Genomic DNA, 26,195 nt, shown 5'->3' on the forward strand with positions numbered 1-26,195 from the left:
CGGGGAAGTTCAGCGATGGTGAGGGCGTAGCGAGCGGTCGCAGGTTGAAGGCCGCCGGAACGGAGCAACCGGAGTGGCCACGCGGGCCATGAGGATTGCGAGTACCGCCCGACTTCAAGATGCGTCCGCGCAGTAGCCAACAGATATATTGGCGTCCCCACGGGGATTCGAACCCCGGTTATCGCCGTGAAAGGGCGGTGTCCTAGGCCTCTAGACGATGGGGACGAGGCGATATTGCATTCAAGCAATAAGGACAACAGCAAGGGAATGATGGTGCACCCGGAGCGATTCGAACGCCCGACCCTCTGGTTCGTAGCCAGATACTCTATCCAACTGAGCTACGGGTGCACTGTCATTTGCTGCTTTACTACTTCTTACTACACTTGCGAACCGCCTGCGAGTAAGTCCGCTGGCGGAGACGGAGGGATTCGAACCCTCGATACAGGTTTAAGCCCGTATGCTTCCTTAGCAGGGAAGTGATTTCAGCCACTCATCCACGTCTCCGTCAAGGGAAGCGGGATAATACCGTGCAACCCCCAAGCCGTCAACAAAACGCATCAATTAATCTGTATAAAAACCTCAATCGCTTGATTGCTAAAGCAAAACAATTCTGGCGAAAAAATCCGGGCCATAAAGGCCGGGCCTTCGCCCAGCGCAAACGCACATCAATTATTGCAATTCGGTGATTACAGCAATCACAAATTGCATCGCCCAATTGGTTTTGCCGTCGTACACAAACAAACAGCCCCTTGCAGCTACGGTGTTTAATCGCGCTACAAGGGGCTGTTTTATCGGATATACCGAAATGACTGACTAAACGCTCAGGCGGCCTGATCCAGACCAAACGCTTTGTGCAATACGCGCACGGCCAGTTCCAGATACTTTTCGTCCACGATGACCGAAATCTTGATTTCCGAGGTGGAGATCATCTGGATATTGATGCCCTCTTCCGCCAGCGTGCGGAACATGGTGGAAGCCACGCCCACATGGCTGCGCATGCCCACGCCTACGATCGAGATCTTGCAGATCTTGTCGTCGCCCGACACGCTCTTGGCGCCGATATGGTTCTGCACGCCTTCCAGGACTTTAATCGTGCGCGGCAGGTCGTTTTTGGGCACGGTAAAGCTGAAATCGGTGGTGCCATCCTGGCCAACGTTCTGGATGATCATGTCGACGTCGATCAGGGCATCGGCAACCGGGCCCAGAATCTGATAAGCGATACCGGGTTTGTCCGGCACACCGATCACGTTGATACGCGCTTCGTCACGGTTGAATGCGATGCCGGAAACGACGGGTTTTTCCATGTTGCTGTCATCCTCGAAGGTAATCAGCGTGCCCTCGCCTTCGTCCTGGAAGGACGACAACACGCGCAATTTAACGTTGTACTTGCCGGCAAACTCAACAGAACGAATCTGCAACACCTTCGAACCCAAGCTGGCCATTTCCAGCATTTCTTCAAAGGTGATGGTCTTGAGCTTGCGGGCTTCGGGCACCACGCGCGGATCGGTGGTGTAGACGCCGTCGACGTCGGTGTAAATCTGGCATTCGTCCGCACGCAGCGCAGCGGCCAGCGCCACGCCGGTGGTGTCGGAACCGCCCCGACCCAAGGTCGTGATATTGCCTTCTGCGTCCACGCCCTGGAAGCCCGCGACGATGACCACGCGACCGGCATTCAGATCGGCGCGCATGTTTTCGTCGTCGATGGACTGAATGCGGGCTTTGGTAAACGCGCTATCGGTCAGGATCTTGACCTGGCCACCGGTATACGAACGGGCTTCCAGGCCCAGTTCTTTCAGCGCCATGGCCAGCAAGCCGATGGTGACTTGTTCGCCGGTGGACACAATCACATCCAGCTCACGCGGATCGGGGGTGGCCTGAATCTCTTTGGCCAGCGCAATCAAGCGGTTGGTTTCGCCGCTCATGGCCGACAACACGACCACGAGATCGTGTCCTTGCGCTTTAAATTTGGCGACGCGCTTCGCCACATTTTTGATGCGCTCCGGCGAGCCGACCGAAGTGCCACCGTATTTCTGGACAATCAATGCCATGATGCAACCTGCTGGTTGATGAATACGAAGTTGTAAATTATTTGATAAAGCGGGTCATTCTAAAGAACAACCCATGCTTTTTCGAGTCTGGTTTTTGCTTGAAGCATGGCTCTTGCGAGCCTTGTGGTCAGACATTGCCATCGCCATGGCGAAGCATGCAAGTCCAACCCGTGTTTTAAACGCGGCCGCAGGATCGCTCCGGCTCAGGCATCTACAAACGGTACGCGGGTGGTAACCGCGCACATTAATTCATAACCCAGCGTGCCGGCCGCAGTGGCCACGGCATCAATGGGCTGGTGTTGTCCCCATAATTCCACTTTGCTGCCGATGTGCGCGTCGGGCACGGCGGTTAAATCCACCGTCAACATATCCATCGACACCCGCCCCACCAGGCGCGTGGCGACGCCGTCGACCACCAGCGGCGTACCCGTGGGCGCAACGCGTGGATAACCATCGGCATAACCACACGCCACCACCCCGATGCGCATGGCGCGGTCGGCGGTAAACGTTGCGCCATAACCCACCTGATCACCCGGTTGCAGTTGCTGGATGGCAATCAGCTCGGATTGCAACGTCATCGCGGCGCGCAGGCCCAGATCATGCGCGCTGCGTTGCGCAAACGGCGATGAACCGTATAACACGATACCGGGGCGGTTCCATTGGCGATGGGTTTCGGGCCAGGCAAAAGTCGCGGCGGAATTGGCCAGCGACTGCGGCAGATCCAGCCCTTGCGTCGCGGCATTAAAACTGGCCATTTGTTTGGCGATGCCCTTCTCGGGTTCATCGGCGGTGGCGAAATGCTGCATGACCGTCACGCTGGCCACATTGGCGCAGCGCTGCAGCCGCGCGGCAATCTCACGCGCTTGCGCCGCCGGAAAACCCAACCGGTTCATCCCGGTATTGAGTTTTAAAAAGATATTGAGTGGGCGCGCCAACTTTGCATTTTCCAGCCATTGCAAATGCATGGGCTGATGAATCGCCACGCTAAAATCATGCTGGGCCGCTGCAATCAATTCGGCCTGACTGAATACGCCTTCCAGCAACAGAATCGGCTGGGCATAACCCCAATCGCGCAATGCCACGGCGCGATCAAATTCCAGAATGCCAAAACCGTCAGCGTTATATAAAGCCTGCGCCGCACGTTGCAAACCATGGCCATAGGCATTGGCTTTAACCACTGCAAAAGTCTTGCTGGCGGGCGCCAGTTGCCGGGTCAGTTGGTAGTTGTGTTGCAGCGCGGCGCTGTGGATCAACGCCTGGATGGGGCGGGTCATGGTGTGGGGGTCAGGTTGGGTGGCAGTGCGCGGCATTAAAGCCGCATCCGGCGCGTACGTCACTTGGAGTTTTCACGCACCTTGTCGCAAAGCAGTTTTTCGCCAGGTTTAACCGGGCCATGCTGATGATGCGCCCGGCGATGCCGCACGTACCAGATCAGGCTGAACGTGGCCAGGCCCGCCAGCAAAAACCACATGCCGGTCTGGCCTTTCTCGATGGCGTGCTGCAGCCAGTCACGGTTATAGGCGCCGTAATAGCCCAGATAAACCCAGATCGGCACGCTAATCAACGCGGCCAGACCATCTGCCAGCAAAAAGCGCCAGAACGGTACGCAGCGCGACATACCGGCCGATAAATAAATGGGAGTGCGCAAGCCAGGCAGAAAGCGCGCTACAAATAAAACGCGATAGCCATAGCGGCGGAATTTGTCTTGTACAGCGGCATAGCGTTGCGGCGTCATGACATGCGCCACCCAACGCCATTTCAGCGCTTTCTCCCCAAAATGGCGGCCAATAAAAAACATCAGCGCGTCGCCACACAATACCCCGGCCATGCCGACCAGAAACATCGTGTGTTCATTGGCATAGCCCATGCCGGCGATAATGCCGCCCGCCACCAGGGTAATGTCTTCAGGGATAGGAACGCCAAAGCCGCAGACCACGAGCACGGCAAATACAGCGGCGTAGCCGTAATCAGTAAATACAGGAAGAAGGTATTGCAGAATATCCATCAGAGATAGCCAAACCACCCAGCGTTGCCATAAGGGCGTCTGTTACGCGGTGCCTTGCGAGTCAGACTTTGTATCCATCTTGTTGCTAGCCAGCGGTTGGTGCGGGGTGTTCCCGTGCCAGGATTTTGCCATCATAGCATGCATCCCCAAGCCCACCACCAGCCTGCACTGCCGATTGGAACATCGATGTAACAATTGATTCCCGCAAACACCCAGCCCATCGTCACTGGTTTTTATCGGCCTGGCCGGTACAAACATGATATAAACCGTGCGTCATGGCCGCCTGGCGATGACCGGGGCGTCAACCATTTTCGATCAAAATCGCCGGTTAGAGCCGCCGCGCTGCAACCTCTGCGCGCGGGGCCTCTCGAACTACCGACTTCCAGGACAGGGCATTTCACGGCATGGATCGTGGCTTTTTTATTATTTTAGGTGCGCAATTCTTGTCGGCGCTGGCCGATAACGCCCTGTTTATCGCGGCGCTGGCGCTGCTGCGCGAGCAAAGCGCACCCGAATGGCATCTGTCGATGCTGCTGTGGTCATTTACGGTTTCCTACGTGGTGCTCGCCCCTTTTGCCGGTTCATTTGCCGATTCCATGCACAAGGGCCGCGCCATGATGATCTGTAACGGCATCAAGATGCTCGGTTGCATTGGCATGCTGTGCGGCGCGCCGCCGATTGTGGCATACGCGCTGGTCGGCTTTGGCGCAGCCGCTTATTCGCCCGCCAAATATGGCTTGATTACTGAATATCTGCCGCACGAAAAACTGGTCGAAGCCAATGGCTGGCTGGAAGGCGCTACCGTCGGCGCCATTATTTTCGGCACCGTGCTCGGTGGCGTGCTGGTCGGGGATCGCGCCAGCGATTGGTACGATCAATTTGCCGCCAGCGACTTCATGTCACCCGCGCAGTTTGCAATGTGCGCCATCATTGGCCTGTATCTGTGTGCGGCGTGGCTCAATGTTTATATCCCGCGCCTCAAGGTGCACCTCAAACCGCTGCATCTGGATCCGGTTTTTCTGGTCAAGGAATTCTGGTGGTGCGCGCGCCGGTTATGGCGCGACCCGCAAGGCCAGTTGTCTTTAGGCGTTACCACCTTGTTCTGGGGTGCTGGCGCCACGATGCGGCTGGTGGTGCTCAGTTGGGCCATCATCTGGCTTGACTACAGCATGGAACACGCCACCCGCCTGATTGCCGTGGTGGCGTTCGGCACCGCATTTGGCGCAATTCTGGCCGGCCGGTTTGTGGCGCTCAAGAATGCGTTCTCGGTCTTGCCCGCAGGCATTTTGATGGGCGTATCGGTGATGAGCATGTTGTTTGTGCACAGCCCACTGGTGGCCGCCATCCTGATGTTTATTGTCGGCGCGCTGTCGGGTTGGTTTGTGGTGCCGCTCAACGCCATGCTGCAGCATCGCGGCCATATGCTGATGGGTGCGGGTCATTCCATCGCAGTACAAAACTTTAATGAAAACATCGGCATCCTGGTGATGGTGGGCATACACGCCCTGTTGGTGCGCTTTTTAAGCGGCCCGATTCCGCCGCACGCCACCGCGCTGGTCCGCGATCAATTCGCTGTCAGCGGAATGCCACCCATGCACGTTATCATCGTCGGCTTTGGGCTGTTTGTAGCCCTTGTGATGGTTTGGATTACGCTGCGATTCCGTCGTGGCGTCCGCGACGGGATCATGCATGACTAATAACGATAAGATGATGCGCCGCAAGGCGCTGCTGCCTGCCACTGTAATTGCCGCATCGCTCGCGCTGGCGGCGTGTTCCGAAAAACCGGCTGAAGCGCCCAAACAAAGCGCAATTCCGGTCACCGCCGCGCAAGTGGCGCAGTCGGATATTCCGCTGCATTTGTCCGCCCAAGGCCATATCGTGCCGGTCACGCAGGTCGATATCCGGCCGCAAGTCACTTCCACGATTCGCAGCGTCGATTTCAAGGAAGGTCAGCAGGTTGCGGCGGGCCAGTTGCTGTTTACGCTGGATGCGCGCGAAGACCAGACCACCGTGGCGCACAACCAGGCGCTGATCGAAAAAACCAGATCCGACCTCACCAAAGCGCAGCAAGACCTTGAACGCAATCAGGCGCTGGCCAAAGCCGGTTTCTTGTCGCCCAGCGCCATCGACACCAGCCGTAACGCGGTCGATAGTCTGAAGGCCGAACTGGCCGCCGCTAATTCCGATCTGGATACCAGCCACGTCAAAGTGTCGTATAGCCGCATCGTCGCGCCGTTTGCGGGCCGCGCGGGGTCCACCAGCGTGCATCCGGGCAGCCTGGTGCAGCCGGGCTCCACCGCGCCGTTGGTCACCCTCATGCAGATCGACCCCATCGACGCCGAATTCACGCTGCCCGAAAAAGACCTGCAACCGGTGGTGGCCGCGCAAAAGAACGGTGTGCTGCCCGTGCAGATTCGTTTGCCCGGCGGCGGCAAACGCAACGGCAAGCTGATCTTTATCGATAACACGGTGGACCCCACCTCCGGCACCATCCGCATGAAAGCCGAGTTCGACAATAAAGATCACGCGCTCTGGCCCGGCCTGTATGCGCAAGTCGAGCTGGACGCCGGCGCATTGCAAGGCGCGCTCAGCCTGCCGGTCGACGCCATCCTCACCGGTCCCGAGCAACGCTTTGTTTATCTGATCAAGCCGGATAACAGCGTGGCCTCGGCCAGCGTCAAGCTGGAACGCGTGATTGGCGATACCGCCGTCGTCACCGGCCTGCCAGCCGGCGCGCATGTGGTGCGCGAAGGCGGCCAGAATCTGCGCCCTGGCAACAAGGTCAAAGTGCAAGCCAGCGGCGTTAAAGCCGCGGAAGACGCCAACAGCTAACTCAGCACGGCGCTGCCCGGGCCGCATTGCGGCTGCGCGCGCCTGCCTCCGAGGTCATCGTGAATATCTCGACATTCAGTATTCAACGCCCGGTTGCCACGCTGTTGCTGTGGATGGCTGTGGTGGTTACCGGCATTGCGGCGTGGTTCAACCTGCCGATTTCTGCCCTGCCCCGTTACGATTCGCCGGTCATCAGCGTCACCGGGCAACTACCCGGCGCCAGCCCCGAGACCATGGCCACCTCGGTGGCGCGGCCGCTGGAAAAAGAGTTTTCCACCATCCCGGGCTTGCTGGTCATGACCAGCTCCAGCCTCACCGGCAATCTGTCGATGACGCTGGAATTCGACCCCAGCCGCAGCATTGATGCGGCCTCGGTCGACGTGCAGTCCGCGCTGTTTCGCGCGTCCAAAAACCTGCCGGTGGATATGACCACGCCGCCCGCGTATCGCAAGGTCAATCCGGCCGATGCGCCGATTCTGTTTGTCGGCATCAACTCGCCGTCGATGAGCCTGTCCGACCTCGACGATTACGCCGAAAACCTGCTCTCGCCCGCCATTTCCACCATCAACGGCGTGGCGCAGGTCAACATCCTGGGCCAGAAACGCTATGCCGTGCGCGTGGAAGCCGACCCCGATCGCCTGTCCGCGCATGACATGAGCCTGGCAGAGCTGGGCACCGCGCTGAAAAACGCCAACGCCAATTCGCCGGTGGGCGAGCTGGATGGCCATCGCCAGATGTTGCTACTGGAAGCCAACAAGCAGCTCAAGAACGCCGCACAGTTCTCGCAAATCATCATCGCCACGCGCAATGGCCTGCCGGTGCGGCTGGGCGATGTCGCCACCGTGCAAGACAGCGTGGAAAACATCAACGCCGGCAGCTGGATTAACGGCGAGCGCTCGATTGTGTTGTCGATCCAGCGCCAGCCCGACGCCAATACCGTGGCCGTGGTCGATGCCATCAAGTCGCAACTGCCGCATTTGCGCTCGCAGATGCCCAGCTCGGTCAATGTGACGGTGCTGAACGATCGCTCGATCTCGATCCGCGATGCGATCCGCGACGTCAACTACACCATGCTGCTGACCATCTTTCTGGTGGTGCTGGTCATCCTGCTGTTCCTGCGCCGCGCCACCGCCACGCTGATCCCGTCGGTAAGCCTGCCGGTGTCGCTGATCGCCACTTTTGCCTTGATGAAGGCGCTTGACTTCAGCCTCGACAATATCTCGCTGATGGGCCTGACCATTGCGGTCGGCATTGTGGTGGATGACGCCATCGTGGTGCTGGAAAACATCGTGCGCCACGTCGAAGAAGGCGTCGCGCCGATGCAAGCCGCCATCGACGGCGCCAAGGAAGTCGGCTTTACCGTGATTTCGATTTCGATTTCGCTGATCGCCGTGTTTATCCCGATCTTTTTTATGCCTGGCACCATCGGCTTGCTGTTCCACGAATTTGCCGTGGTGGTGTCGCTGGCCATCGTCGCCTCGGCCTGCGCCGCGCTGACGCTGATCCCGCTGCTGGCGTCGCGCTTTATCAAGCACGAAGACGCCGAAGAAGCCGCCCGCAAAGCACCCGCCTGGAGCCGCGGCTTTGAGGCGCTGTTTGACCGCACGCTGAAAGGCTACGACCGCACCTTGCATTGGGTGGTTAACGGCCATCGCTGGATCGCGCTGCTGGCGGCTTTGGCCACGCTGATCATTACCATCTGGCTGTATCAGATCAGCCCCAAGGGTTTCTTCCCCGAAGAAGACATCGGCCAGGTGCAGGTGACGACCGAGGCGGCGCAGGACATCTCGTACGACGGCCTGGCGCGGCTGCAGGATATGGCGGCCAAACGACTGCAAGCCGACCCAGCCGTGGCCACCTTGCTGTCCAGCCTCGGAAGTTCGCCCAATAACCCGTCGGCCAATAACACCGGTCGTATGTTTATCAATCTGAAGGCGCGCGACCAACGTCCGCCCATGGCGCAAGTGCTGCAAAACATGCGCCGCGACGTGGCCGATATCCCCGGCATCGCGCTGTATTTTTCGCCAGTGCAAAACCTGCGCACGGGCGGTCGCAGCAGCAAAAGCCGCTATCAATACACGCTGCAGGCGGTGCACCCGGAAGAGCTGGATCACTGGTCCGACCAATTGCTGGCAGCGCTACGCGCCGCGCCTTCGCTAAAAGACGTCAACACCGATGCGCTGAAGAACGGTTTGCAAGCGCATCTCATGGTGGATCGCGACAAGGCCAATCAGTTGGGCGTGGACATGCAGTCATTACGCGACACGCTATACAACGCATTTGGCACGCATCAGGTTTCGACGCTGTATTTGCCGCAAGACAGCTATGAAGTGATTCTGGAAATTGGCCAAGAAAACCGCTACGACGAATCGGGCCTCGACAAGCTGAAAGTGCGCAGCAGCACCGGCGCACTGGTGCCTCTGCTGGCCTTGGGCCATATCGAACGCACCAAGGTCAACAGCGCGGTTAACCATCAAGGCCAACTGCCCGCGGTGACCATCTCGTTTAACCTGACCGCCGGCGCATCGCTCTCCGATGCCGCCACCGCCATCGATAACGCGCGCGCAAAAATCGGTATGCCGGATTATGTGTCCGGTGATTTCCAGGGCGACGCGGCGGTGTACAAGCAATCGCAAGGCAGCCAGATCTGGCTGATCCTGATCGCCATTGCCGTCATCTACGTGGTGCTGGGCGTGCTGTATGAATCGTGGATCCACCCGGTGACCATTCTGGCCGGTATTCCATCCGCGTCGGTGGGCGCGCTGCTGGCCCTGCGCGTGTGCAATCTGGAGCTGACCTTTATTGCCATGGTCGGCATCTTGCTGCTGGTCGGTATCGTCAAAAAGAACGCCATCATGATGATCGACTTTGCGCTGGAAGCGCAGCGGCATCAGGGGTTGTCGGCCAGCGACGCCATCTTGCAAGCGTGCCAGCTGCGCTTTCGCCCAATCATGATGACTACGTTTGCCGCGATGATGGGCGCGCTGCCGATCGCGCTGGGCATCGGCGCCGGCGCGGAACTGCGCCAACCCATGGGCGTGGCGATTGTGGGCGGCTTGCTGATTTCGCAGTTGATTACGCTATATGTAACTCCGGTGCTGTTTTTGACCTTCGACGGCCTGGCCAGCAAACGCCGTGCGAAGCATGAGGCCAAGACCACGGCAGCCCATGCTTGATTCAAGGTGGGCCTGGACGTCCCGTCGGGCCCCATCCTTTTCACGGTATGCAAATCAAGCGTAGGGTGCGTTACCCCCAAAGGGGGCAACGCACAGTTCGGTTAGGCCACGAGGCACGGGAGGGTCCCGCATGGGACCGGGGCCTTTGGCCCCAAAATGTGCGTTGCCCCCTTGGGGGGTAACGCACCCTACACATCACACTTTCAAGCGGGCGCTGTCGTTATTTCGGGACAGCGCTTTTTTCTTTTAAAACAAACATATAACGCAATCAGCTCGCGTACTTGTTGCCATACGGCGACGCTTTTACGCCGTTCATGCCCGATCAGCGGCAAACCCACCGCACAAGCCCTTGAAAACATTCAGCTTTGGCAAGCTGGCACGCCCCTTGCAATAACGTGAGCAGACGCGGCACACACCGCAGGTCGCGCGTAATCCAAGGAGTACCCATGTTTTCCAAGCAAAGCCCCATTCTCAAGACGCCCGGCAACAGCATCAGCGAGCGCCACGGCGTGCGTACAGGCAGCCCGGGCGTGTATCCGGCGCCGCCGCTCAGCGCCGAACCGTTTCCTGCGGAAACCAGCGCCAGCAGCGCCACCTCCAGCCCGGCTGCGGCCTCCAGCGTGGCGGAGTCGCCCGTGACCGAGACCCACGCTCCGGCCGTTGAGCCCAGCGGCAGCCGTCTGATTGTCGGCCCGGACGTCAAACTGAAAGGCGCAGAAATTCTCGATTGCGACACGCTGGTGGTGGAAGGCCGCGTGGAGGCCACCATGGACAGCCGCGTCATCCGGATTGCCGAAGGCGGCTCGTTCAGCGGCAAAGTGGGCATTGATGTCGCTGAAATCTACGGCGTGTTTGAAGGCGAACTGACCGCACGCGATCAGTTGATCATTCATGCCACCGGCCGCGTTAAAGGCAAGATTCGCTACGGCAAATTGCTGATCGAATCGGGCGGCGCCATTTCGGGCGAAGTGGAAACGCTGTCCGAAGCGCGTTTTAACGATGACCGCATCAGCAACGTCAAACCGCTGCTCAGCGCGGCGGGATAAAGCTTACTGACTCGTTCAATCATTTGTGTTGTCCAGCACGCTTCACGGATAAGCCAGCCCCAGGCTTATCCGTTTTTTTTCGTGTGGACTTGATCATTATCAAAATCAGCAACCTTGCTTACGAATACCCTGCCCAGTTCATCGCCAGGGCAGTACGCCCGCAAGGAGTGCCATGAACAACCCCGCCCCCTTTTCTGCCCCCGTCCATGAAACCATCGAAACCGCGCTGGCCGGGTATCAACTATTGGCTGACCCACTGTTGAACAAAGGCACCGCGTTTTCCGACGCCGAGCGCAGCGAATTTGATTTGCATGGTTTATTGCCACCCCATATCGCCACTTTGCAAGAACAGGTTACGCGTCGCATCGAAGCATTACGCGCCATGCCCGACCACGTCAGCAGGCAGGTGTTTTTGCGCGAAATCCAGGACAGCAACGAAGCGCTGTTCTACGCCATCCTGACCACCGACCTCGAAGAATGGCTGCCTGTGGTGCACGTGCCGACCGTGGCCCACGCCAGCAGACATTTCAGCCGCCATTACCGCCGTCCGCGCGGCTTGTTCCTTGGCTATCCGCAACGCGCGCAGATGGCGCGCATGCTGTCGCAGCCGCATCTGGACCAGATTGAAACCATCGTCATCAGCGACGGCGAACACGTCGCCGGCCTCGGTGACCAAGGCGCCAACGCCATGGCGATGTCGATCGGCGCGGCATCGCTGCACAGCGCCTGCGCGGGCCTCGACCCCGCCACCGTGCTGCCGATTCTGCTCGACCTTGGCACCGACAATCCGGCTTGTCTGGAAGACCCGCTCTACGTCGGCTGGCGGCATGCGCGCGTGCGTGGCGCGCAGCGTGAAGCCCTGATCGACCACCTGATTGATACCGTGCGCGAGCGTTGGCCACATGTGGTGGTGCAATGGGAAAACCTGGCGCATGCCGATGCGCGCCGCGTGTTGGCGCGGCGACGCGGTGATTTGTGCATGTTCAGTAACAACATTCAGGGCACTGCCGTGGTGGCATTGGCGACAATGCTCAGCGCGCTGCAAACGCTGCACGCCAGGCTGGCGGAGCAACGCATCGTGATCTTCGGCGCAGGCGCTGCGGGCACCGGTATCGCGCGCCTGTTGGTGGTTAGCCTGATGCAACAGGGCCTGACGTCCGATCAGGCGCATGCGCGCGTCTGGCTGATCGACCGCGAGGGCTTGTTGATTAACGACCCGACCAACCCGTTTGCGCGCGCGGCCAGCGAATGGCCTGACTACCGCGAAGGCGGCGCGATGATCACCCTGCGCCAGGTGATCGACGCGGTGCACCCCAGCGTGTTGATCGGCACCTCCGGCCAGGCGGGCGCGTTTGACGAAGCCAGCGTGCGCAGCATGGCGCAACACTGTCAGCAACCAGTGATTCTGCCGCTGTCTAACCCCGGCAGTCATTGCGAAGCCATCCCGGCCGATTTGCTGGCCTGGACCGAGGGCAAAGCATTGGTCGGCACCGGCAGTCCGTTTGCGCCGGTCACCATCAATGGCCAACAGCGCGTGATTACCCAAAGCAACAACGCCTATGCCTTCCCCGGCCTGGCCCTGGGCGCGGTGGCGGTTAAAGCGTCTGCGTTGTCGGATGGCATGTTGCTGGCGGCGGCGCAGGCATTAGCGGAATTGCGCCCGGCCGGTGGCAGCGATCATGGTCTGCTGCCGCCGATCAACACCTTGCGCGAAGTGGCTCGGCGCGTGGCGGTGGCAGTCGGCGAACAGGCCATCCGGGATGGCCTGGCGCAGGACGACGGCACCCCCGTGGCGCTGCGTGTGCAACGCAAGATCTGGGCCCCGCACTACCGCGCGATGCGCCGCGTCTACCCCGTCGTCGCGTAAAAAAAACAACTGCATAGGGTGGGTCTCGACCCACCATTCAAAGCCGCATGCCAAGAATAGCGAGCTTGGCATACCACTTTGGTTGGTGAATCTCGACCCACCAGTCAAATACGCACGCCAAGATTGGTGAGCTTGGCGTACCACTTTGGTTGGTGGGTCATGACCCACCCTATGCGTAGTCGCTGCGCCTTACGCCTTGTTCAACCACCCCAGAATGCGCTGCTGCACGCTGGCCTCATCAAACACCCGCTCCACCGGCACTGGTAGCCGGATGCGCCAGTTGGGGTATTCGTTAATCGTGCCCGGCAGGTTCTGTTCTTCCTCCAGCGCCAGCAAATCTTCCAGCGGCGCCAGCGCCAGCGGGCTGGGCGTCGCGGCCACGGCGGTTAATGCCGCGTCCACCAGCGCCGCGCCATCTTCGGGGATTTGCGTCCCTTCCGGCCCGGCGCCAAAGCCCGTGCCCGCCAGGCGCAACATCTGCGCCATCTGCTGACGTTCCTGCTCGCGCTCTTGTTCGGCGGCGGCCAGATCGCTGATCAAACCGGCTTCCAGCCGCGCATGCAGATCGCGGCCATGCCACCAGCCTGCCAACGGCGCCATATCGTGCGTGGACGACACCGCCACTGCGTTGCGTCGCCATTGCGAGGGCGGCACAAACTGGTTGTCGCGGCGTTGGAACAGCAAGGGCTGCAAGCCCGGCACGCCCACATCGGCCAAGGCATGGCGTAGTTCGTCTTCCACCGTGCCCAGGTCTTCACCGATCACCACGCATTGCTGCCGGGCCGATTCCAGCGCCACCAGCCGCGCCAGATCGGGCAAGGGCATGCGCAGATAAACGCCGGCCCCCGCAGGCGAGCCATCCGGCACCAGCCACAACCGCCCCAGCCCGGCGGCGTGGTCGATGCGGATGGCGCTGGCGTGCATATTGGCGCGCAGCAATTCCACATACGCGCCAAAGCCGCGTTCTTGCAGCTTGATCGGCGACAAGGTGGTCAGGCCCCAGCTTTGGCCCTGCATGTTGTAATCGTCCGGCGGCGCGCCCAGCGACAAGCCGTGCAACATATCGTGTTGCCGGCTCCAGGCGTGGCTGCCGGCCGGATCAGAACCCACGGCCAGATCCACCATCAGGCCCAGCGGCATTGCTTTGGCGGCGTTACGCGCGGCCGTGTATTGCGTCAGCGCCAGCCACTGCATAAACAGATGCCATTGCACCAGCCGCGCTTGCTCGGCCACAAAGGTCTGCACGCCGGGGTGCTCCAGATCGCGCAGATGCTCGGGCCAGTTTTTCCAGTGATGCATGGCCGGATCGCCGGTCTGGATCAGCAACGTGTGCTGGATGGCCTCGTACCAGGCGTGATGCAACAGCGACAGCGGCGGCGCGGCTTCAAAGCGTAAAAATGCTTGCCACAAGGCGCTGTCGCGCAGCGTGCTGGCGCGTTCAAACAAGGCTTGCGCCAGCGCGCGCTTGGCCACGGCCGCACGCGGCCAGTCCAGTTGATCCAGCTGCGACAAGGCGGTCAGTTCGGCATGCAATTCGGGCGTGATGGTGGCGGCAAACAATTCCGCGCCAAAGCCCGCTTCCAGGTCGACATACAAATCGTTAAAGGCCAGCCGACTGGAGGGCGAATACGGGCTGAATTGCGTGGGCTGGCTGGCAAACATCGCATGCAGCGGGCTCAGCAACACGCCGTGCAGACCGGCGCGCGTGGCTTGTTGGGCCAGCGTGGCCAGTGCGGTATACGTACCCAGCCCGCCTTGCGTGCCGCGTTCGGCGCGTAAGCCATACAACTGCGCCGCCGTGGCGCGCAGTTGACGTCGATCCAGCCCGACCAGATGTTGCGCGTCCTGCACCGTCCAGCAGCGTTCCGGCGCAACGGCCAGCGTGTAACAGCGATCGCCGATATGGAGTTGGTGATAGCCGGGCGTGGACGGCATCAGTTCGGTGACGATGCGGCCCGCGTGGTCGTGCTGCAGCGTGCCGCTCAACTGGCCCGCGCCTTCCATGTCGATCAGATAATGCTGGCCCGCATCAAAGGCCGACGCGGGCACCACCAGCGGTCGCGCCACGGTGGCGGTAAACCACGGATTGGTGGCGCGCTCAGCACGTTCGCGCAAGGCGCGTGCCGTGTCGGCGGCCTGCTCGGACGTGGCGCACGGCAAACCGAGGCGGCCAAATACATTGCGTAGCACATCGGCATCCGGCGTATGAATGCGGCCGAGTATGTCTTCCCACCGCATCTGGATACCGGCAGCAAGAGCGAGTTGTTCGAGTCCGGCGTCAAGCGCCTGGGGCGGGTGGGAGAAAAATGGATCCATCGGGCAGCCCCTTAAGCATTTGTTTGAATGCTAACGAGTGTGAGCCAAGTCTCACCATCCGCCATCCACCCCGTGGCGTGCAGGAATCGACCGACAGGTCGGTGGCCAAGGTCCGGGATTTGGCAAGCCTAGGGTTGCCGTCCCGCGGCGATGCGGCGGTTCTGGTAGCGCTCATACAACCACGCCAGCGGCGTGGCCGACAGCCCATGCGCCACGATCGAAATCGCCACGGTGGTGAGGATGATGCTGGCCATGCGCTCGCCCAGCGGGCCGGGCAAACCGGCATTGATGGCGTAGCTGATATAAAACAGCGAGCTGACGCCGCGTATGCCAAACCATTCAATCAACCGCGCCTGCACCGGATTCACGCCGGTGCCGATCAAACCCAGCCACACCGACAGCGGCCGCACCACCACAAACAGCAAAAAAGCGGGCAGCAAAGCAGGCCAGGACCAGAACCCGGCACTCAACAAACAGCCAATCAAAAACACCATGGCAAATTCCGCCATGTGTTCCAGCTGTTCATTAAACACCAACACCTTTAACGCCAACCATGCCGGGGCTTTTTCCGGATGGCTGGCGGCGTCTTCTTCGTTGCCCACTTCCACCGCGCCCACCGCTTCTTCCGGGCCGCGACCGCTGCTATGGCGATGCTCGATGCGGCGCAAGGCCACGCCCGCGGCAAACACGGCCAGAAAACCATTGCACTCGCACACCTGCGCCAGGCCGTAGGCCATAAAAATGGTGCCCAGCGCGACAAACTCATCCAGGCCCATCGCGGCGCGGCGCAGACGCAGATAGGGAATACCGCGGCCCACCAGCGTACCCAGCACCAGGCCGACACCGACGCCGCCCAACATGCCCCAGACGATATCCATGCCAAACCATGACCACAGCCCGGGATTTTTGCCGGGCAACAGAAACGCCAGCGCCAGCACCACAAACGGCATGGCCACGCCATCATTCATGCCTGCCTCGCCGGTCAGGCTAAAACGCACGGCATCTTTATCACCGGGGTTTTGGACGGTCACTTCGGAGGCCAAGGCCGGATCAGTCGGCGCCAGCATCGCGCCCAGCAGCAGCGCCGAGGCCAGATCCATGCCCAGCGCAAACACGCACACCAGCGCCATCAGCACAATCGACAACACCAGCGTGGGCAAAGCCAGCCGCAGCGCAATGCGCCAACGCGGATCTGTAAACGGTAAACGTAATTTGAGGCCCGCCGAAAACAGCGAGAGGATCAGCGCCACTTCGCAAGCCAGTTGCAGCATGTGCGCGTGATGAGACGGATGCAGCCGGATCAGGTTAAAGCCAGTCGGCCCGGCCACAATCCCGAGGATCAGATACAGCGTGGCGGTACTGATCGGCAGTCGCTTTAGCGAGCTGCCGATCACCACCATAAACAACAGCGACCCCCCAATTAAAAGCCACCAGACGGTTAAAGATTCCATAAGGTGGCTTTTGCTCCAGAGGGGGTCAGTGGGGTCACAGTCGAGGATCGGTGCGCACGCTGCTGGCGTGCACGTGATCGGTCACCACTGGCTCAGACAGCGTGCCCGCGGCATTACGCGCATTCACCACCGGATCGTTGACCACGACGCGATCAGCGTGCGCCGGGCCATTGCTACGGCGAATGGTGATTTCAGCTTCAGGGCGCACGCCGGCAATCCCGCCCAGCATGCCGGCCAAAGCGCCCAACAGCAGACCAAACGCACCCCACAGCGACGCTTGCGCGGCCGTCTTCGAGGCGGTCTGTGCCGCTTGTTGCACTTGCTGGCGCGCTTGGGTCAGTTGGCCTTCCCAACGGCTGACTTGCTGATCCGCTTGCGTCGGCGTCTGGCCGGTACGTTGCGACAGCGTTTGCACCAGTTGCGCGCGGTCGGCGGCATAGGCTTCCGAACCGGCATCATCGGCCAGCAAACGGGCGGCGGCGGTACGGACTTGCTCATCGCTCACTGCGGCTTTGGCGGCCTGGGCATCGCTGGATTGGGCGGCATTGCCACCGAGCAAACCTTGCACCTGACGCTGCACAAACGCGGGCGTATCGCTCTGGCTAGCGCCAGCGGCGCCCGCTGCTGCAGCGGTGACACCCACACCCACACCATGCGCCACGGCGCCCAGCGTTGACACAAACAAAAACGCACCCAGCAAGGTGGTAATGGCCCAGACCAGTACGCCATGCAATGCGCCGTCTTGTTTATGCACCGTGCCGGACAGGCGTGCAGCGGTCCAGCCGCCCAGCACCAGCGAAATCACGCTGGACACCGTCCACCACAAAATCGAACCCAAGCCTGCGCCATTCAGGCTGTCGCCATTGCGCGCGGCCATATTCAGCAGCGAGAAGCCGATCCCCGCGCCCAGCAAACTAAAAAACAACTGCACCGCCAGCGCGACCGCAACGCCCGCCAGGGCTGCGCCCCAACGTGTGCGCTTGAGCGCGCCGCCCTCGGCATCCACCATCACCGGCTCGGTGGCGACATCCAGCGTGATATGACTCATGATCTTGCTCCTGCGTGGACCGTTGAAACGCAATACGCCCGGCTGATGACAGCGCGGGCGTGGTGCGGGGCTTCATCGTCTTAGAGATGAAACAGAAAATAGACCAGCAGCAAAACGGTAAACGGAACGCCCAGCAGCCATGCCAGAAAATACTTGCCCATGATGATTCTCCCTGCGGTGAGTTTCGGTGACATCGCACGGTTGCAATGTCTTATCCAGTGCTTGCATCGTAGGCTGGGCGCGGGTTTGCGCCTGTCAGTGCGCACGCGCGATTCTGGTGCGGGGTGTGAGGAATTCGCGGTAGGTGCAGTCCCACAGCGTGGGGCCGGCTGCGGCGGGCAAGCGCGCATCCCGGCGGTACGCGTGATCCTCACGTACACACGGTACGCGCCGGTCACTGCGTTCCGGCGGTATGCAATCTTGCCGCACCGCAGCCGCCCCGAGGCATGGCGGCACAGCGTCTGTTAATCAGGTTGATCGAACTGGCGACCCGTTTTCAGCGATGCCGCAGCGCGATCGCACTCGCTGATGTTCTAGACTGAAGGCTGTTCCGCTTTACCCCTCACAGGAGAAAACGTATGGCCCATCAAGTGGCAATTCTGGTCGGCAGCCTGCGCAAGGCGTCGTTCAATCGCAAAACCGCGCACGCGCTGATAGACCTGGCGCCGCCGTCGTTGCAACCGCAGATTCTCGAAATCGGCGATCTGCCGCTGTACAACGAGGACATCGATGGCGACGAGCCGCCTGCACCGTGGGTAACGTTTCGCGAGAAGTTGCATGCGGCCGAGGCCGTGCTGTTTATCACGCCGGAATACAACCGCTCGGTGCCGGGCGTATTGAAGAACGCAATTGATGTGGGTTCGCGGCCGTATGGCAAGAGCGGCTTCAGCGGTAAGCCCGGTGGGGTGATCAGCGTATCGCCCGGCGCAATTGGCGGCTTTGGCGCCAACCATCATCTGCGCCAGTCGCTGGTGTTCCTGGATGTGCTGGTGCTGCAACAACCCGAGGCCTATCTGGGCGGCGCGGGGCAGATGTTTGATGAGAATGATCAGCCCACCGAGCGCACCGAGCAGTTCTTGCGCAAGTACGTAGAAGCGTTCGAGGGCTGGGTAAAGCGCTTTAAATAGAGGGCTTATAGGGTGGGTCATGACCCACCAATCAAAGTGGCATCTCGAGACATGTAGCTCGATTACGCGGCTTTGCAGGGTGGGTCAAAAACCACCAATCAAAGTGGTATTTCGAGACATGTGGCTCGATTGCGCGGCTTTGAATGGTGAGTCCAGACCCACCCTATTAGATGATCTGCAGGTCGGCTTTGAGGCTGCCGGCCGCTTTCATCGCTTGCAGAATCGCCAGCAAGTCCTGCGGCGTCGCGCCGACGGCATTGAGCGCGCGCACTACGTCGCGCAAGTTGGATGCCTTGGGTAGCCGCACAATCGGGCCTTTGTCCGCATCAATCTGGATATCGGCATTGGTGTTGCGCGCGGTGCGGCCCCCCGACAGCGGCGGTGGTTGCACCACGGTATTGATCGCGTTGATGGTTACGGTCAGGTTGCCGTGCGAAATCGCGCATGGGTCCACCGTTACCGCCTGGTTCATCACCACCGAACCCGTACGCGCATTGATGATCACGCGTGCAGCCACATCAGCGGGGGCCACATCCAGCGTTTCCAGCCGGCTTAAAAAGGTGACGCGCTGATTGGTGTCTTCGGGCGCGCGAATCTGGATAACCCGGCCATCCATGGCCGACGCCACTGGGCCAAACGCGCTATTGATTGCGGTGACCACATGGTTGGCGACCGTAAAGTTGGTTTCCAGCAATTCCAGCTGCACAAAATCGCCCTGCCCCACGCCGCCCGGCACCGCACGTTCCACGGTGGCGCCGCCGGGGATACGGCCGGTGGCCAGCTGGTTGATGGTGGTGCTGGAACCACCCGCCGAAGCGCCCGCGCCCGCCACCAGTACATTGCCCTGCGCCATCGCGTAAATCTGGTTATCCACGCCCTTCAGCGGCGTCATTACCAGCGTGCCGCCGCGCAACGATTTGGCGTTACCAATCGACGACACCGTGATATCAAGCGGCTGGCCCGGCCGCGAAAACGCGGGCAAGGAAGCCGTCACCGTCACCGCCGCCACGTTTTTTAGCTGCAGATTGCCGCCGCTGGGCACTTGCACGCCCAGGTTGTTGAGCATGTTCACCACCGACTGCACGGTAAACGGCGTTTGCGTGGTCTGGTCGCCACTGCCATCCAGGCCCACCACCAGGCCGTAGCCGATCAACTGGTTGGGGCGCACGCCGGCAAAGGTGGCGATATCCCGGATCTTGTCGGCGCGGGCCGTCAAAGACGCCACGCTGAACACCAACGCCAGCGCTACACCGCTCAATCGCAAAAGCCGCATGATGATCTACTTCCTTAAAACGCTTAGAACGGGCTGACGCTCTGGAATAAACGCTGCATCCAGCCCATGGTGTTGGCGTCGGCGATGGTGCCCACGCCCAGTTGTTCGATGCGCGCATCACCCACTTTGGTCGATGCAATGGTGTTGCCCGCGGCGATATCGGTGGGGTTAACCACGCCCGTCAAGCGCAGCGTATTGACATGCCCGCCTATGCCGATCTGTTTTTCGCCACCGACTTGCAGATTGCCGTTGGACAACACGTCAGTGACGGTGACGGTAATCGCGCCGGTAAAGGTATTGGTGTTATTGGCTTGGCCCGTGCCGGTAAATTTGTTGTCGCCCGAGGCGGTGGCCGCGCCGCTGCTCAAGAACGATCGCAGAAAGCCAGGGATAACCGGCAAGGTGCCGCTGCCGTTCAAGGTAAGGCTGCCATTGCGTTCGCTGGCGGTGTTCACCTTGTTGGCTGCGTTCAGGTTTTCCGAAATCGTAATGGTGAGCAGATCGCCAATATGGCGCGCCACGCGTTCTTCAAACAACTGGCGCGAATTGGCCGACTGAAAAATCGCGCCCTGATTGTAATTGGCCTGCAGACCGGGCTCGGGCCGCACGGTGGTGGGCGCGGTGATGATCGTGGTGGTCGGCGCCGACGAGCACGCGGCCAGCAAGGCGGCGGTGCTGGCCAGCAGGCCAAGGCGGACGATGGCGTTCATGAGCTTTCCTCTACGACGACAATTACAACTGCGTGAGCTTTTGCAACATCTGATCCGACGTCTGCACCGAGCGGCTGTTGATTTCATAAGCGCGCTGCGCCTGGATCATGTTGACCAGCTCTTCGGTGACGTTGACGTTGGAGGTTTCGATATACCCCTGGTTGATTGCGCCCAGGCCGTTGGTGCCCGGCGTGCCCACGGTGGGCGCGCCGGAGGCATTGGTTTCCAGATACAGGTTGTCGCCGATGGCTTGCAAACCGGGGTCGTTGATAAACGTGGCCAGTTGGATGGTGCCCAGCGTGACCGGCGCATTCGACGCGTTATTGACCACGGCGGTAACCGTGCCGTCTTTGCCGATCGACAGGGAGGTGGTGCCCGCCGGCACCTGCAAGGCCGGTTGCAGCGCAAGGCCGTTGGCGGTGACCACATTGCCCTGGTTATCCAGCTGGAACGAACCGTCGCGCGTATACGCCGTGGTGCCATCGGGCTGCGCAATCTGGAAGAAACCCGCGCCATTGATCGCGATATCCAGCTGGCCTTCGGTCAGTTGCAAATTACCCTGCGCAAAAATTCGCGCCGTCGCCACCGGGCGCACACCGGTACCCAGTTGCAGGCCGGTGGGCGATTGCGAAGTCTGGCTGGTGGCCGCGCCGGGCTGGCGCAGGTTTTGATACAGCAGATCTTCAAAAATCGGACGTTCGCGTTTGTAACCGGTGGTGGCCACGTTGGCGAGGTTATGCGAGATCACGTCGACGTTGGTCTGCATGGCATCCATGCCCGTCTTGGCGATCCACAGTGAACGCATCATGGTGCGGTTTCCTCGTTGGCGATTGTTGGTTTAGTTGTTATCGGCAGGCCAGCGCGCTTAGCTGCTGAACTGGATCAACGTCGCGGCCGAGCGCGCGTTGGTGTCTTCGTTCTGGATCATCTGCACTTGCAGGTCGTAATGGCGTTGCGCGCTGATCATGTTGACCAGTTCCGACACCGCGTTCACGTTGCTGTTTTCCAGCGAAGAGCCTTGTACTTTGACGTTGGCGTCCGCTTGCGCCGGCTGGCCGTCGCGCTGGCGAAACAAGCCATCGCTGCCTTTGGCAATCAGATTGGTGGCCGGGTTAACCAGCTTGAGCTGGCCCAGATCAATGGTATTGGCCGGGTTGTCGCGCGGCACGCCGGTGACGGTGCCATCCGAGCCAAACGACACATTGGTGTTTTCCGGCACGGTGATCGGGCCATTGGTGCCCAGCACGGTTAAACCATTGCGCGTTTTAAGCAAACCGGCGGCGTCGATCTCGAAACCGCCGTTGCGGGTGTAGGCCTCGCCGGTGCTGGTCTGCACGGTAAACCAGCCATCGCCATCGATGGCTGCATCCAGATCGCGGCCGGTAAATTGTTCAACGCCCGGGGTAAAGTCTTGCCCGGTGGTTTGCGCCACCACAAAGGCGCGCGTGGGTTCACCGCCGCCCAGCACCGGCACGGCGCGAAACGCATCCAGATCGGCCCGGAAACCTGGCGTAGAGACATTGGCCAGGTTGTTCGAGACGGTGGCTTGCCGGTTCATGGCCTGTTTGGCCCCGGTCATAGACACATAAATAAGCCGATCCATGCGTTACGTTTGCCTGTGTCAGTGGGTTGGGTCAGCGGGTCAGTGCGTTAATTACGCCAGGTTAACGATGGTTTGCAGGATGGTGTCCTGCGCCTTGATCGTCTGCGCGTTGGCCTGGTAGTTACGTTGCGCGGTAATCAGGTTGACCAGTTCATTGGTCAGATCGACGTTGGAATCTTCCACCGCCGACGATTGCAGCGAACCCAGGTTGCCGGTGTTGGGGTCGCCAATAATCGGCTGGCCCGAGGCAAAGGTCGAAGACCAGCGGTTGTCGCCCAGCGGCTGCAGGCCCTGATTGTTTTCGAACGACGCCAGCACGATCTGGCCGATGTTTTTGGTCTGGCCGTTGGAGTAGTTGCCCACCACCACGCCATCCGAACCAATCGACAAACCGGTGATGGTGCCGTCGGCGTAGCCATCTTGCGTCAGCGCGGTGACGTCAAACGGGCTACCAAACTGCGTGCTTTTCGGAAAGGTGACGGCAAAGGTAAATGGGCTGGTGGCGCCGTTGGGCGCGGTCAGCGTGGTGGAGAAAGTAAAGCCCGATACGTTGCTGGCGGCGGTGCCGGTCAAGGGATCAGTCGGCACGGTGGTCGCGTCCAGCGCGCCGTTGCCGGTAAACATCAGATAACCATTGGTGCCGCCCGCGCCGGTGGGGGTGGGGGTGCCACCGTCAAACGAGGTTTGCACTTCCCACTGGTTGGCCGCCACTTTGGTGAAATAGAACGACAGGTTGTGCGACACACCTTGCGCATCGTAAACGGTGGCGGTGGTGGTGCTGGTATACGTGGCCGGATCGCTGATCGACAGCGGGCCCACGCCTGCGGGCGATGCAGCGCGGCTGATCACCGGCGACGACGCGTTCAGGTTGGTGGTCAGCGACAAACCGGCGTTGGCGGTGCCCGAACCGCCGGTGGCGCGTGCGCCGATATTACCGACGGTGACTTGCAACGGTTGCGGCGTGCCGCCTTTGATCAGCGCGCCGGTGGTGGCGCTGACGGGCCAACCGGTCAGGTACTGGCCGTTGTTGACGATAAAGCCGGTGTTATCCAGCTGGAACTGCCCGTTGCGCGAATACGAAATCGAACCGGCCGCGCTTTGCATCCGGAAAAACCCGTTGCCGGTAATGGCGACGTCCAGCGGGTTGCTGGTGGTTTCAACGTTGCCCTGGCCGTATTGCTGCGCGATGTCCTTGATACGGGTACCGATACCGGCCACGTTGGACGACGACGCAAAGGTGGAGGCGTAAATATCGGCGAACTCGGCGCGCGATTGCTTGAAGCCAACCGTGTTGGCGTTGGCGATGTTGTTGCCGACCACGTCCAGGTTTTTGGACGACGCATTCAGACCGCTAAGACCTTGCTGGAAACCCATGGTGTTCTCCTGAATCCAGTACGTGGGCCGCGCTGGATTTGCCCTCCCCGGGCATCAAATCAATCAGTATTTAAAGGCCGTGTTTTATGGGTTGTTGCAATCAGGACGAGGTTGAGCTGGTGCTCGAACTGCTCGACGGGATTGCCGCGATCTGTTTGATGTCGCTGAGATTCACTTTGCTGCCGTCACCCAGCGTGACCTGAATGCCGCTGGAACCGAGCACCACGCTGGTGGCTTGTTGCCAGCCATCCACGGTCAGGCTGTTGGTGGTGCCGCTGGAGTCCGTACCCTTGGCCACCAGCTTGTATTCGCCCTTGGCCAGCTTGTTGCCGTTGGCGTCGGTGCCGTCCCATTCGATGTCGTTCATCTGGCCGGCAGTCGGGGTGCTGGTGAAGGTATCCACCACCGAACCGCTGCTGTTGACCACCTGCACCGTCATGCTTTGCGTGCCGGTCGGGACATCCACCGAGGCGCTGATCGGGTTGGTGCCATCAAACGTAAACGAGCTCTTGGTGGGCGCCAGCACGGCCTTGCCGATCAGGCTGGCGGCTTGCAGCGACTGGCCCGACGTGCTGGACGACAGCAGCGACTGCAGATTGGCGTTGACTTGCGCCAGGCTGGTCACGGTGCTGATCTGTGCCAGTTGCGACGTGGTCTGCGCGCTATCCATCGGGTTGGTGGGGTCCTGGTTCTGCAGCTGGGTGACCAGCAATTTCAGAAACTGGTTTTGCTGGTCGGTGGCGGCTTGCGCGGCCGCCGAACCGCTGGCGCCCGACGACGTGGCGCTGGTGCTGTTCAGGCTGCTGAAGTCAAACGACTTGCTGCTCACGGAACTGGTCATGATTGGTGTCTCCCGGACAAGACTTAAGCCGTACCCAGTTGCAACGTGCGTTGCACCAGCGTTTTGGCGGTATTCATCACATCGGCATTGGTCTGGTACGCCCGCGACGCCGACAACATATTGGTCATTTCTTCCACCACATTCACATTGGGCATGGCCACGTAACCGTTGCCATCCGCCAGCGGGTTGTGCGGATCGTATTGCAGGCGCGGCGGGGATTGATCCTCGACCACGTTGCGCACTTTAACGCCCACGCCCGCGCCGTTTTCCGTGGCGATGGCGGAAGCCTGAAACACCACTTGTTTGGCGCGATACGGCTGACCGTTGGAGCTGGTGACCGAATCGGCATTGGCCATATTGCTGGCCACCACATTCAGTCGCATCGACTGGGCGGTCATGGCCGAGGCGGCGATATCAAAAGTGCGAAACATACCCATGATTTACACCCCGTTATTGCGACGACAAAGCGGCGCGATAGCTGGAAATTGCGTTTTGCATAAACGTGATCGACGCCTCGGAGCGCAAGGTGTTGTCGGCGAAGTCACGCATTTCGACGTTCATGTCGACGGTGTTACCGTCGATCGATGGTTGTGTTTCGGTGCGGTATTGCAGCGTGGGCGCAAACAGGTCCACCTGGTTACGCGGTTGCAGATGGCGCGTATCGGTGGTGGCCAGCGAGGCGGTGCTTTTGCCGTTGTTGGCGACGGCGGCCTGGTAGGCGCTCTGGAAATCAAAATCGCGCGCTTTGTAGTTGGGGGTATCGGAGTTGGCGATATTGCTGGCGAGCACGTCCTGGCGGTAGCCGCGCAGTTTCATTGCGGTGGCTTGTTTGTCCAGGTATTGATCCATCATGCCGACGGCCATCGTGTTGCTCCTTTCCGTTTGTGCGTAGAGAAGCATGAAGCATGCCAGGAATTATCTTATTGATATGGCTAGGAAAATTCTGGCTTTGCGAATGCGGCAAAGGGCGGTCGGCAAGATTTGCCGGTGGTAGGTGGCAAGAACTCGCCATTGCGGCGGGTGGTTGGGCGCGGAGCTGGTGTTGCCGGATATTGGCGGCTGGCTACCGGGGTTATGCGGAGGTTGATGAAGTGTTCCGCTTTGCGGGATAAACCTAAACCGCTTAGCCTGCGGCGCATTTTGGATACCCGGGGGTGCCCGGGAGCACCTTACTTTTCTTTGTCTCGCCAAAGAAAAGTAAGCAAAAGAAAGGCGACCCTCCGCGCGGTAAAGCTGCGCAGAAGGGATAAGGTCAAAAGCCGAGACTAACCGTCTGCATAACCGGGTTTTGTAGCTGCCGCTCCGCGGACGCGAGGCTCAGTCGGCGCCGCTGCGCGTCGCCTACCTTCGCCCGCTCAGGAAATGGTTGGGGTTTTGCACGCGGGGTTGCCTCGTTGCTGCGCAACGTCGGGTGGGCGTGGCGGCTGGGCCGTGACAGTGAACGGCTGCAGCGCGTGCTGATCGCTTCACTGATGCGC

20 protein-coding genes and 3 tRNA genes are annotated in these 26,195 nt (G+C 60.5%); 6 read left to right on the forward strand and 17 right to left on the reverse strand.

Annotated features, from left to right (window positions below):
• Window positions 1-149 precede the first annotated feature (149 nt).
• From WG78_RS07295 to WG78_RS07320, 6 genes are all read right to left on the reverse strand, one after another.
• Window positions 150-225, reverse strand: a tRNA-Glu gene (locus tag WG78_RS07295).
• 46 nt (window positions 226-271) lie between these two features.
• A tRNA-Arg gene (locus tag WG78_RS07300) sits at window positions 272-348 on the reverse strand.
• A 62-nt stretch (window positions 349-410) separates the two neighbouring features.
• Window positions 411-504 (reverse strand) — tRNA-Ser (locus WG78_RS07305).
• Between the two features lie 317 nt (window positions 505-821).
• Window positions 822-2,048 carry an aspartate kinase gene (locus WG78_RS07310; protein WP_053937145.1) on the reverse strand — a complete coding sequence of 409 codons (1,227 nt, stop codon included), beginning with the start codon at window positions 2,046-2,048 and terminating at the stop codon, window positions 822-824.
• A gap of 203 nt (window positions 2,049-2,251) precedes the next feature.
• Window positions 2,252-3,322, reverse strand: coding sequence for an alanine racemase (gene alr, locus WG78_RS07315; protein WP_053937170.1), 1,071 nt, complete (start codon window positions 3,320-3,322; stop codon window positions 2,252-2,254).
• A gap of 59 nt (window positions 3,323-3,381) precedes the next feature.
• Window positions 3,382-4,053 carry a DedA family protein gene (locus WG78_RS07320; protein ID WP_053937146.1) on the reverse strand — a complete coding sequence of 224 codons (672 nt, stop codon included), beginning with the start codon at window positions 4,051-4,053 and terminating at the stop codon, window positions 3,382-3,384.
• A 404-nt stretch (window positions 4,054-4,457) separates the two neighbouring features.
• Here WG78_RS07320 and lplT point away from each other — a divergent pair, with 404 nt between their 5' ends.
• The 5 genes from lplT to maeA all read left to right on the forward strand — a co-directional run bounded on the left by lplT (window position 4,458) and on the right by maeA (window position 12,974).
• Window positions 4,458-5,750 (forward strand): lysophospholipid transporter LplT, encoded by a 1,293-nt coding sequence (gene lplT, locus WG78_RS07325; RefSeq protein ID WP_053937147.1) that lies wholly within the window; start codon window positions 4,458-4,460, stop codon window positions 5,748-5,750.
• Entirely contained in the window at window positions 5,743-6,885 is a 1,143-nt protein-coding gene (locus WG78_RS07330) for an efflux RND transporter periplasmic adaptor subunit (protein ID WP_053937148.1), read from the forward strand. Before lplT ends, WG78_RS07330 begins: the two co-directional genes overlap by 8 nt.
• 59 nt (window positions 6,886-6,944) lie before the next feature.
• Window positions 6,945-10,061, forward strand: coding sequence for an efflux RND transporter permease subunit (locus WG78_RS07335; protein WP_053937171.1), 3,117 nt, complete (start codon window positions 6,945-6,947; stop codon window positions 10,059-10,061).
• A gap of 446 nt (window positions 10,062-10,507) precedes the next feature.
• Window positions 10,508-11,107, forward strand: coding sequence for a bactofilin family protein (locus tag WG78_RS07340; protein ID WP_053937149.1), 600 nt, complete (start codon window positions 10,508-10,510; stop codon window positions 11,105-11,107).
• A 172-nt stretch (window positions 11,108-11,279) separates the two neighbouring features.
• Complete coding sequence (gene maeA / locus WG78_RS07345) at window positions 11,280-12,974, forward strand: oxaloacetate-decarboxylating malate dehydrogenase (protein ID WP_053937150.1); 1,695 nt, start codon at window positions 11,280-11,282, stop codon at window positions 12,972-12,974.
• A 189-nt stretch (window positions 12,975-13,163) separates the two neighbouring features.
• Here the strand turns inward: maeA and malQ are convergent, their stop codons facing one another.
• The 3 genes from malQ to WG78_RS07360 all read right to left on the reverse strand — a co-directional run bounded on the left by malQ (window position 13,164) and on the right by WG78_RS07360 (window position 17,789).
• Complete coding sequence (malQ, locus tag WG78_RS07350) at window positions 13,164-15,212, reverse strand: 4-alpha-glucanotransferase (protein ID WP_161805081.1); 2,049 nt, start codon at window positions 15,210-15,212, stop codon at window positions 13,164-13,166.
• 206 nt (window positions 15,213-15,418) lie between these two features.
• Complete coding sequence (locus tag WG78_RS07355; RefSeq protein WP_083458847.1) at window positions 15,419-16,741, reverse strand: cation:proton antiporter; 1,323 nt, start codon at window positions 16,739-16,741, stop codon at window positions 15,419-15,421.
• Window positions 16,742-16,775: 34 nt separating this feature from the next.
• The gene (locus WG78_RS07360; protein WP_053937153.1) at window positions 16,776-17,789 is read right to left on the reverse strand and encodes a hypothetical protein; all 1,014 of its coding nucleotides are present in this window, start codon (window positions 17,787-17,789) and stop codon (window positions 16,776-16,778) included.
• A 578-nt stretch (window positions 17,790-18,367) separates the two neighbouring features.
• On the opposite strand from WG78_RS07360, the gene WG78_RS07365 reads away from it, so the two are divergent.
• Complete coding sequence (locus WG78_RS07365) at window positions 18,368-18,916, forward strand: NADPH-dependent FMN reductase (protein ID WP_053937154.1); 549 nt, start codon at window positions 18,368-18,370, stop codon at window positions 18,914-18,916.
• Window positions 18,917-19,082: 166 nt separating this feature from the next.
• On the opposite strand, the gene WG78_RS07370 is transcribed toward WG78_RS07365, so the two are convergent.
• The 8 genes from WG78_RS07370 to flgB form a co-directional block, all read right to left on the reverse strand.
• On the reverse strand, window positions 19,083-20,189 hold the full coding sequence (locus WG78_RS07370; protein ID WP_053937155.1) for a flagellar basal body P-ring protein FlgI: 1,107 nt from the start codon (window positions 20,187-20,189) through the stop codon (window positions 19,083-19,085).
• A gap of 23 nt (window positions 20,190-20,212) precedes the next feature.
• Entirely contained in the window at window positions 20,213-20,899 is a 687-nt protein-coding gene (locus WG78_RS07375) for a flagellar basal body L-ring protein FlgH (RefSeq protein ID WP_053937156.1), read from the reverse strand.
• Between the two features lie 22 nt (window positions 20,900-20,921).
• On the reverse strand, window positions 20,922-21,707 hold the full coding sequence (gene flgG / locus WG78_RS07380) for a flagellar basal-body rod protein FlgG (protein WP_053937157.1): 786 nt from the start codon (window positions 21,705-21,707) through the stop codon (window positions 20,922-20,924).
• A gap of 57 nt (window positions 21,708-21,764) precedes the next feature.
• A complete protein-coding gene (gene flgF, locus WG78_RS07385) occupies window positions 21,765-22,502 on the reverse strand; it encodes a flagellar basal-body rod protein FlgF (RefSeq protein ID WP_053937158.1) in 738 nt (245 codons plus the stop codon).
• Window positions 22,503-22,553: 51 nt separating this feature from the next.
• Window positions 22,554-23,876: a flagellar hook protein FlgE gene (gene flgE, locus WG78_RS07390; RefSeq protein WP_053937159.1), complete on the reverse strand. Its 1,323-nt coding sequence runs from the start codon at window positions 23,874-23,876 to the stop codon at window positions 22,554-22,556.
• Between the two features lie 100 nt (window positions 23,877-23,976).
• Window positions 23,977-24,717: a flagellar hook assembly protein FlgD gene (locus WG78_RS07395; RefSeq protein ID WP_053937160.1), complete on the reverse strand. Its 741-nt coding sequence runs from the start codon at window positions 24,715-24,717 to the stop codon at window positions 23,977-23,979.
• 23 nt (window positions 24,718-24,740) lie between these two features.
• Window positions 24,741-25,154, reverse strand: a complete 414-nt coding sequence (gene flgC, locus WG78_RS07400; protein WP_053937161.1) for a flagellar basal body rod protein FlgC — start codon at window positions 25,152-25,154, stop codon at window positions 24,741-24,743.
• Between the two features lie 13 nt (window positions 25,155-25,167).
• A complete protein-coding gene (flgB, locus tag WG78_RS07405; protein WP_053937162.1) occupies window positions 25,168-25,581 on the reverse strand; it encodes a flagellar basal body rod protein FlgB in 414 nt (137 codons plus the stop codon).
• Window positions 25,582-26,195 lie beyond the last annotated feature (614 nt).

Origin of the sequence: Amantichitinum ursilacus (assembly GCF_001294205.1) — a bacterium.
GTDB lineage: Bacteria > Pseudomonadota > Gammaproteobacteria > Burkholderiales > Chitinibacteraceae > Amantichitinum > Amantichitinum ursilacus.

What these genes read in the sequence shown, in the direction of transcription:
- WG78_RS07310 (WP_053937145.1), bottom strand. Translation starts at nt 2,048, where the DNA reads ATGGCATTGATTGTCCAGAAATACGGTGGCACTTCGGTCGGCTCGCCG.
- alr (WP_053937170.1), bottom strand. Translation starts at nt 3,322, where the DNA reads ATGACCCGCCCCATCCAGGCGTTGATCCACAGCGCCGCGCTGCAACAC.
- WG78_RS07320 (WP_053937146.1), bottom strand. Translation starts at nt 4,053, where the DNA reads ATGGATATTCTGCAATACCTTCTTCCTGTATTTACTGATTACGGCTAC.
- lplT (WP_053937147.1), top strand. Translation starts at nt 4,458, where the DNA reads ATGGATCGTGGCTTTTTTATTATTTTAGGTGCGCAATTCTTGTCGGCG.
- WG78_RS07330 (WP_053937148.1), top strand. Translation starts at nt 5,743, where the DNA reads ATGACTAATAACGATAAGATGATGCGCCGCAAGGCGCTGCTGCCTGCC.
- WG78_RS07340 (WP_053937149.1), top strand. Translation starts at nt 10,508, where the DNA reads ATGTTTTCCAAGCAAAGCCCCATTCTCAAGACGCCCGGCAACAGCATC.
- maeA (WP_053937150.1), top strand. Translation starts at nt 11,280, where the DNA reads ATGAACAACCCCGCCCCCTTTTCTGCCCCCGTCCATGAAACCATCGAA.
- malQ (WP_161805081.1), bottom strand. Translation starts at nt 15,212, where the DNA reads ATGCGGTGGGAAGACATACTCGGCCGCATTCATACGCCGGATGCCGAT.
- WG78_RS07355 (WP_083458847.1), bottom strand. Translation starts at nt 16,741, where the DNA reads ATGGAATCTTTAACCGTCTGGTGGCTTTTAATTGGGGGGTCGCTGTTG.
- WG78_RS07360 (WP_053937153.1), bottom strand. Translation starts at nt 17,789, where the DNA reads ATGAGTCATATCACGCTGGATGTCGCCACCGAGCCGGTGATGGTGGAT.
- WG78_RS07365 (WP_053937154.1), top strand. Translation starts at nt 18,368, where the DNA reads ATGGCCCATCAAGTGGCAATTCTGGTCGGCAGCCTGCGCAAGGCGTCG.
- WG78_RS07370 (WP_053937155.1), bottom strand. Translation starts at nt 20,189, where the DNA reads ATGCGGCTTTTGCGATTGAGCGGTGTAGCGCTGGCGTTGGTGTTCAGC.
- WG78_RS07375 (WP_053937156.1), bottom strand. Translation starts at nt 20,899, where the DNA reads ATGAACGCCATCGTCCGCCTTGGCCTGCTGGCCAGCACCGCCGCCTTG.
- flgG (WP_053937157.1), bottom strand. Translation starts at nt 21,707, where the DNA reads ATGATGCGTTCACTGTGGATCGCCAAGACGGGCATGGATGCCATGCAG.
- flgF (WP_053937158.1), bottom strand. Translation starts at nt 22,502, where the DNA reads ATGGATCGGCTTATTTATGTGTCTATGACCGGGGCCAAACAGGCCATG.
- flgE (WP_053937159.1), bottom strand. Translation starts at nt 23,876, where the DNA reads ATGGGTTTCCAGCAAGGTCTTAGCGGTCTGAATGCGTCGTCCAAAAAC.
- WG78_RS07395 (WP_053937160.1), bottom strand. Translation starts at nt 24,717, where the DNA reads ATGACCAGTTCCGTGAGCAGCAAGTCGTTTGACTTCAGCAGCCTGAAC.
- flgC (WP_053937161.1), bottom strand. Translation starts at nt 25,154, where the DNA reads ATGGGTATGTTTCGCACTTTTGATATCGCCGCCTCGGCCATGACCGCC.
- flgB (WP_053937162.1), bottom strand. Translation starts at nt 25,581, where the DNA reads ATGGCCGTCGGCATGATGGATCAATACCTGGACAAACAAGCCACCGCA.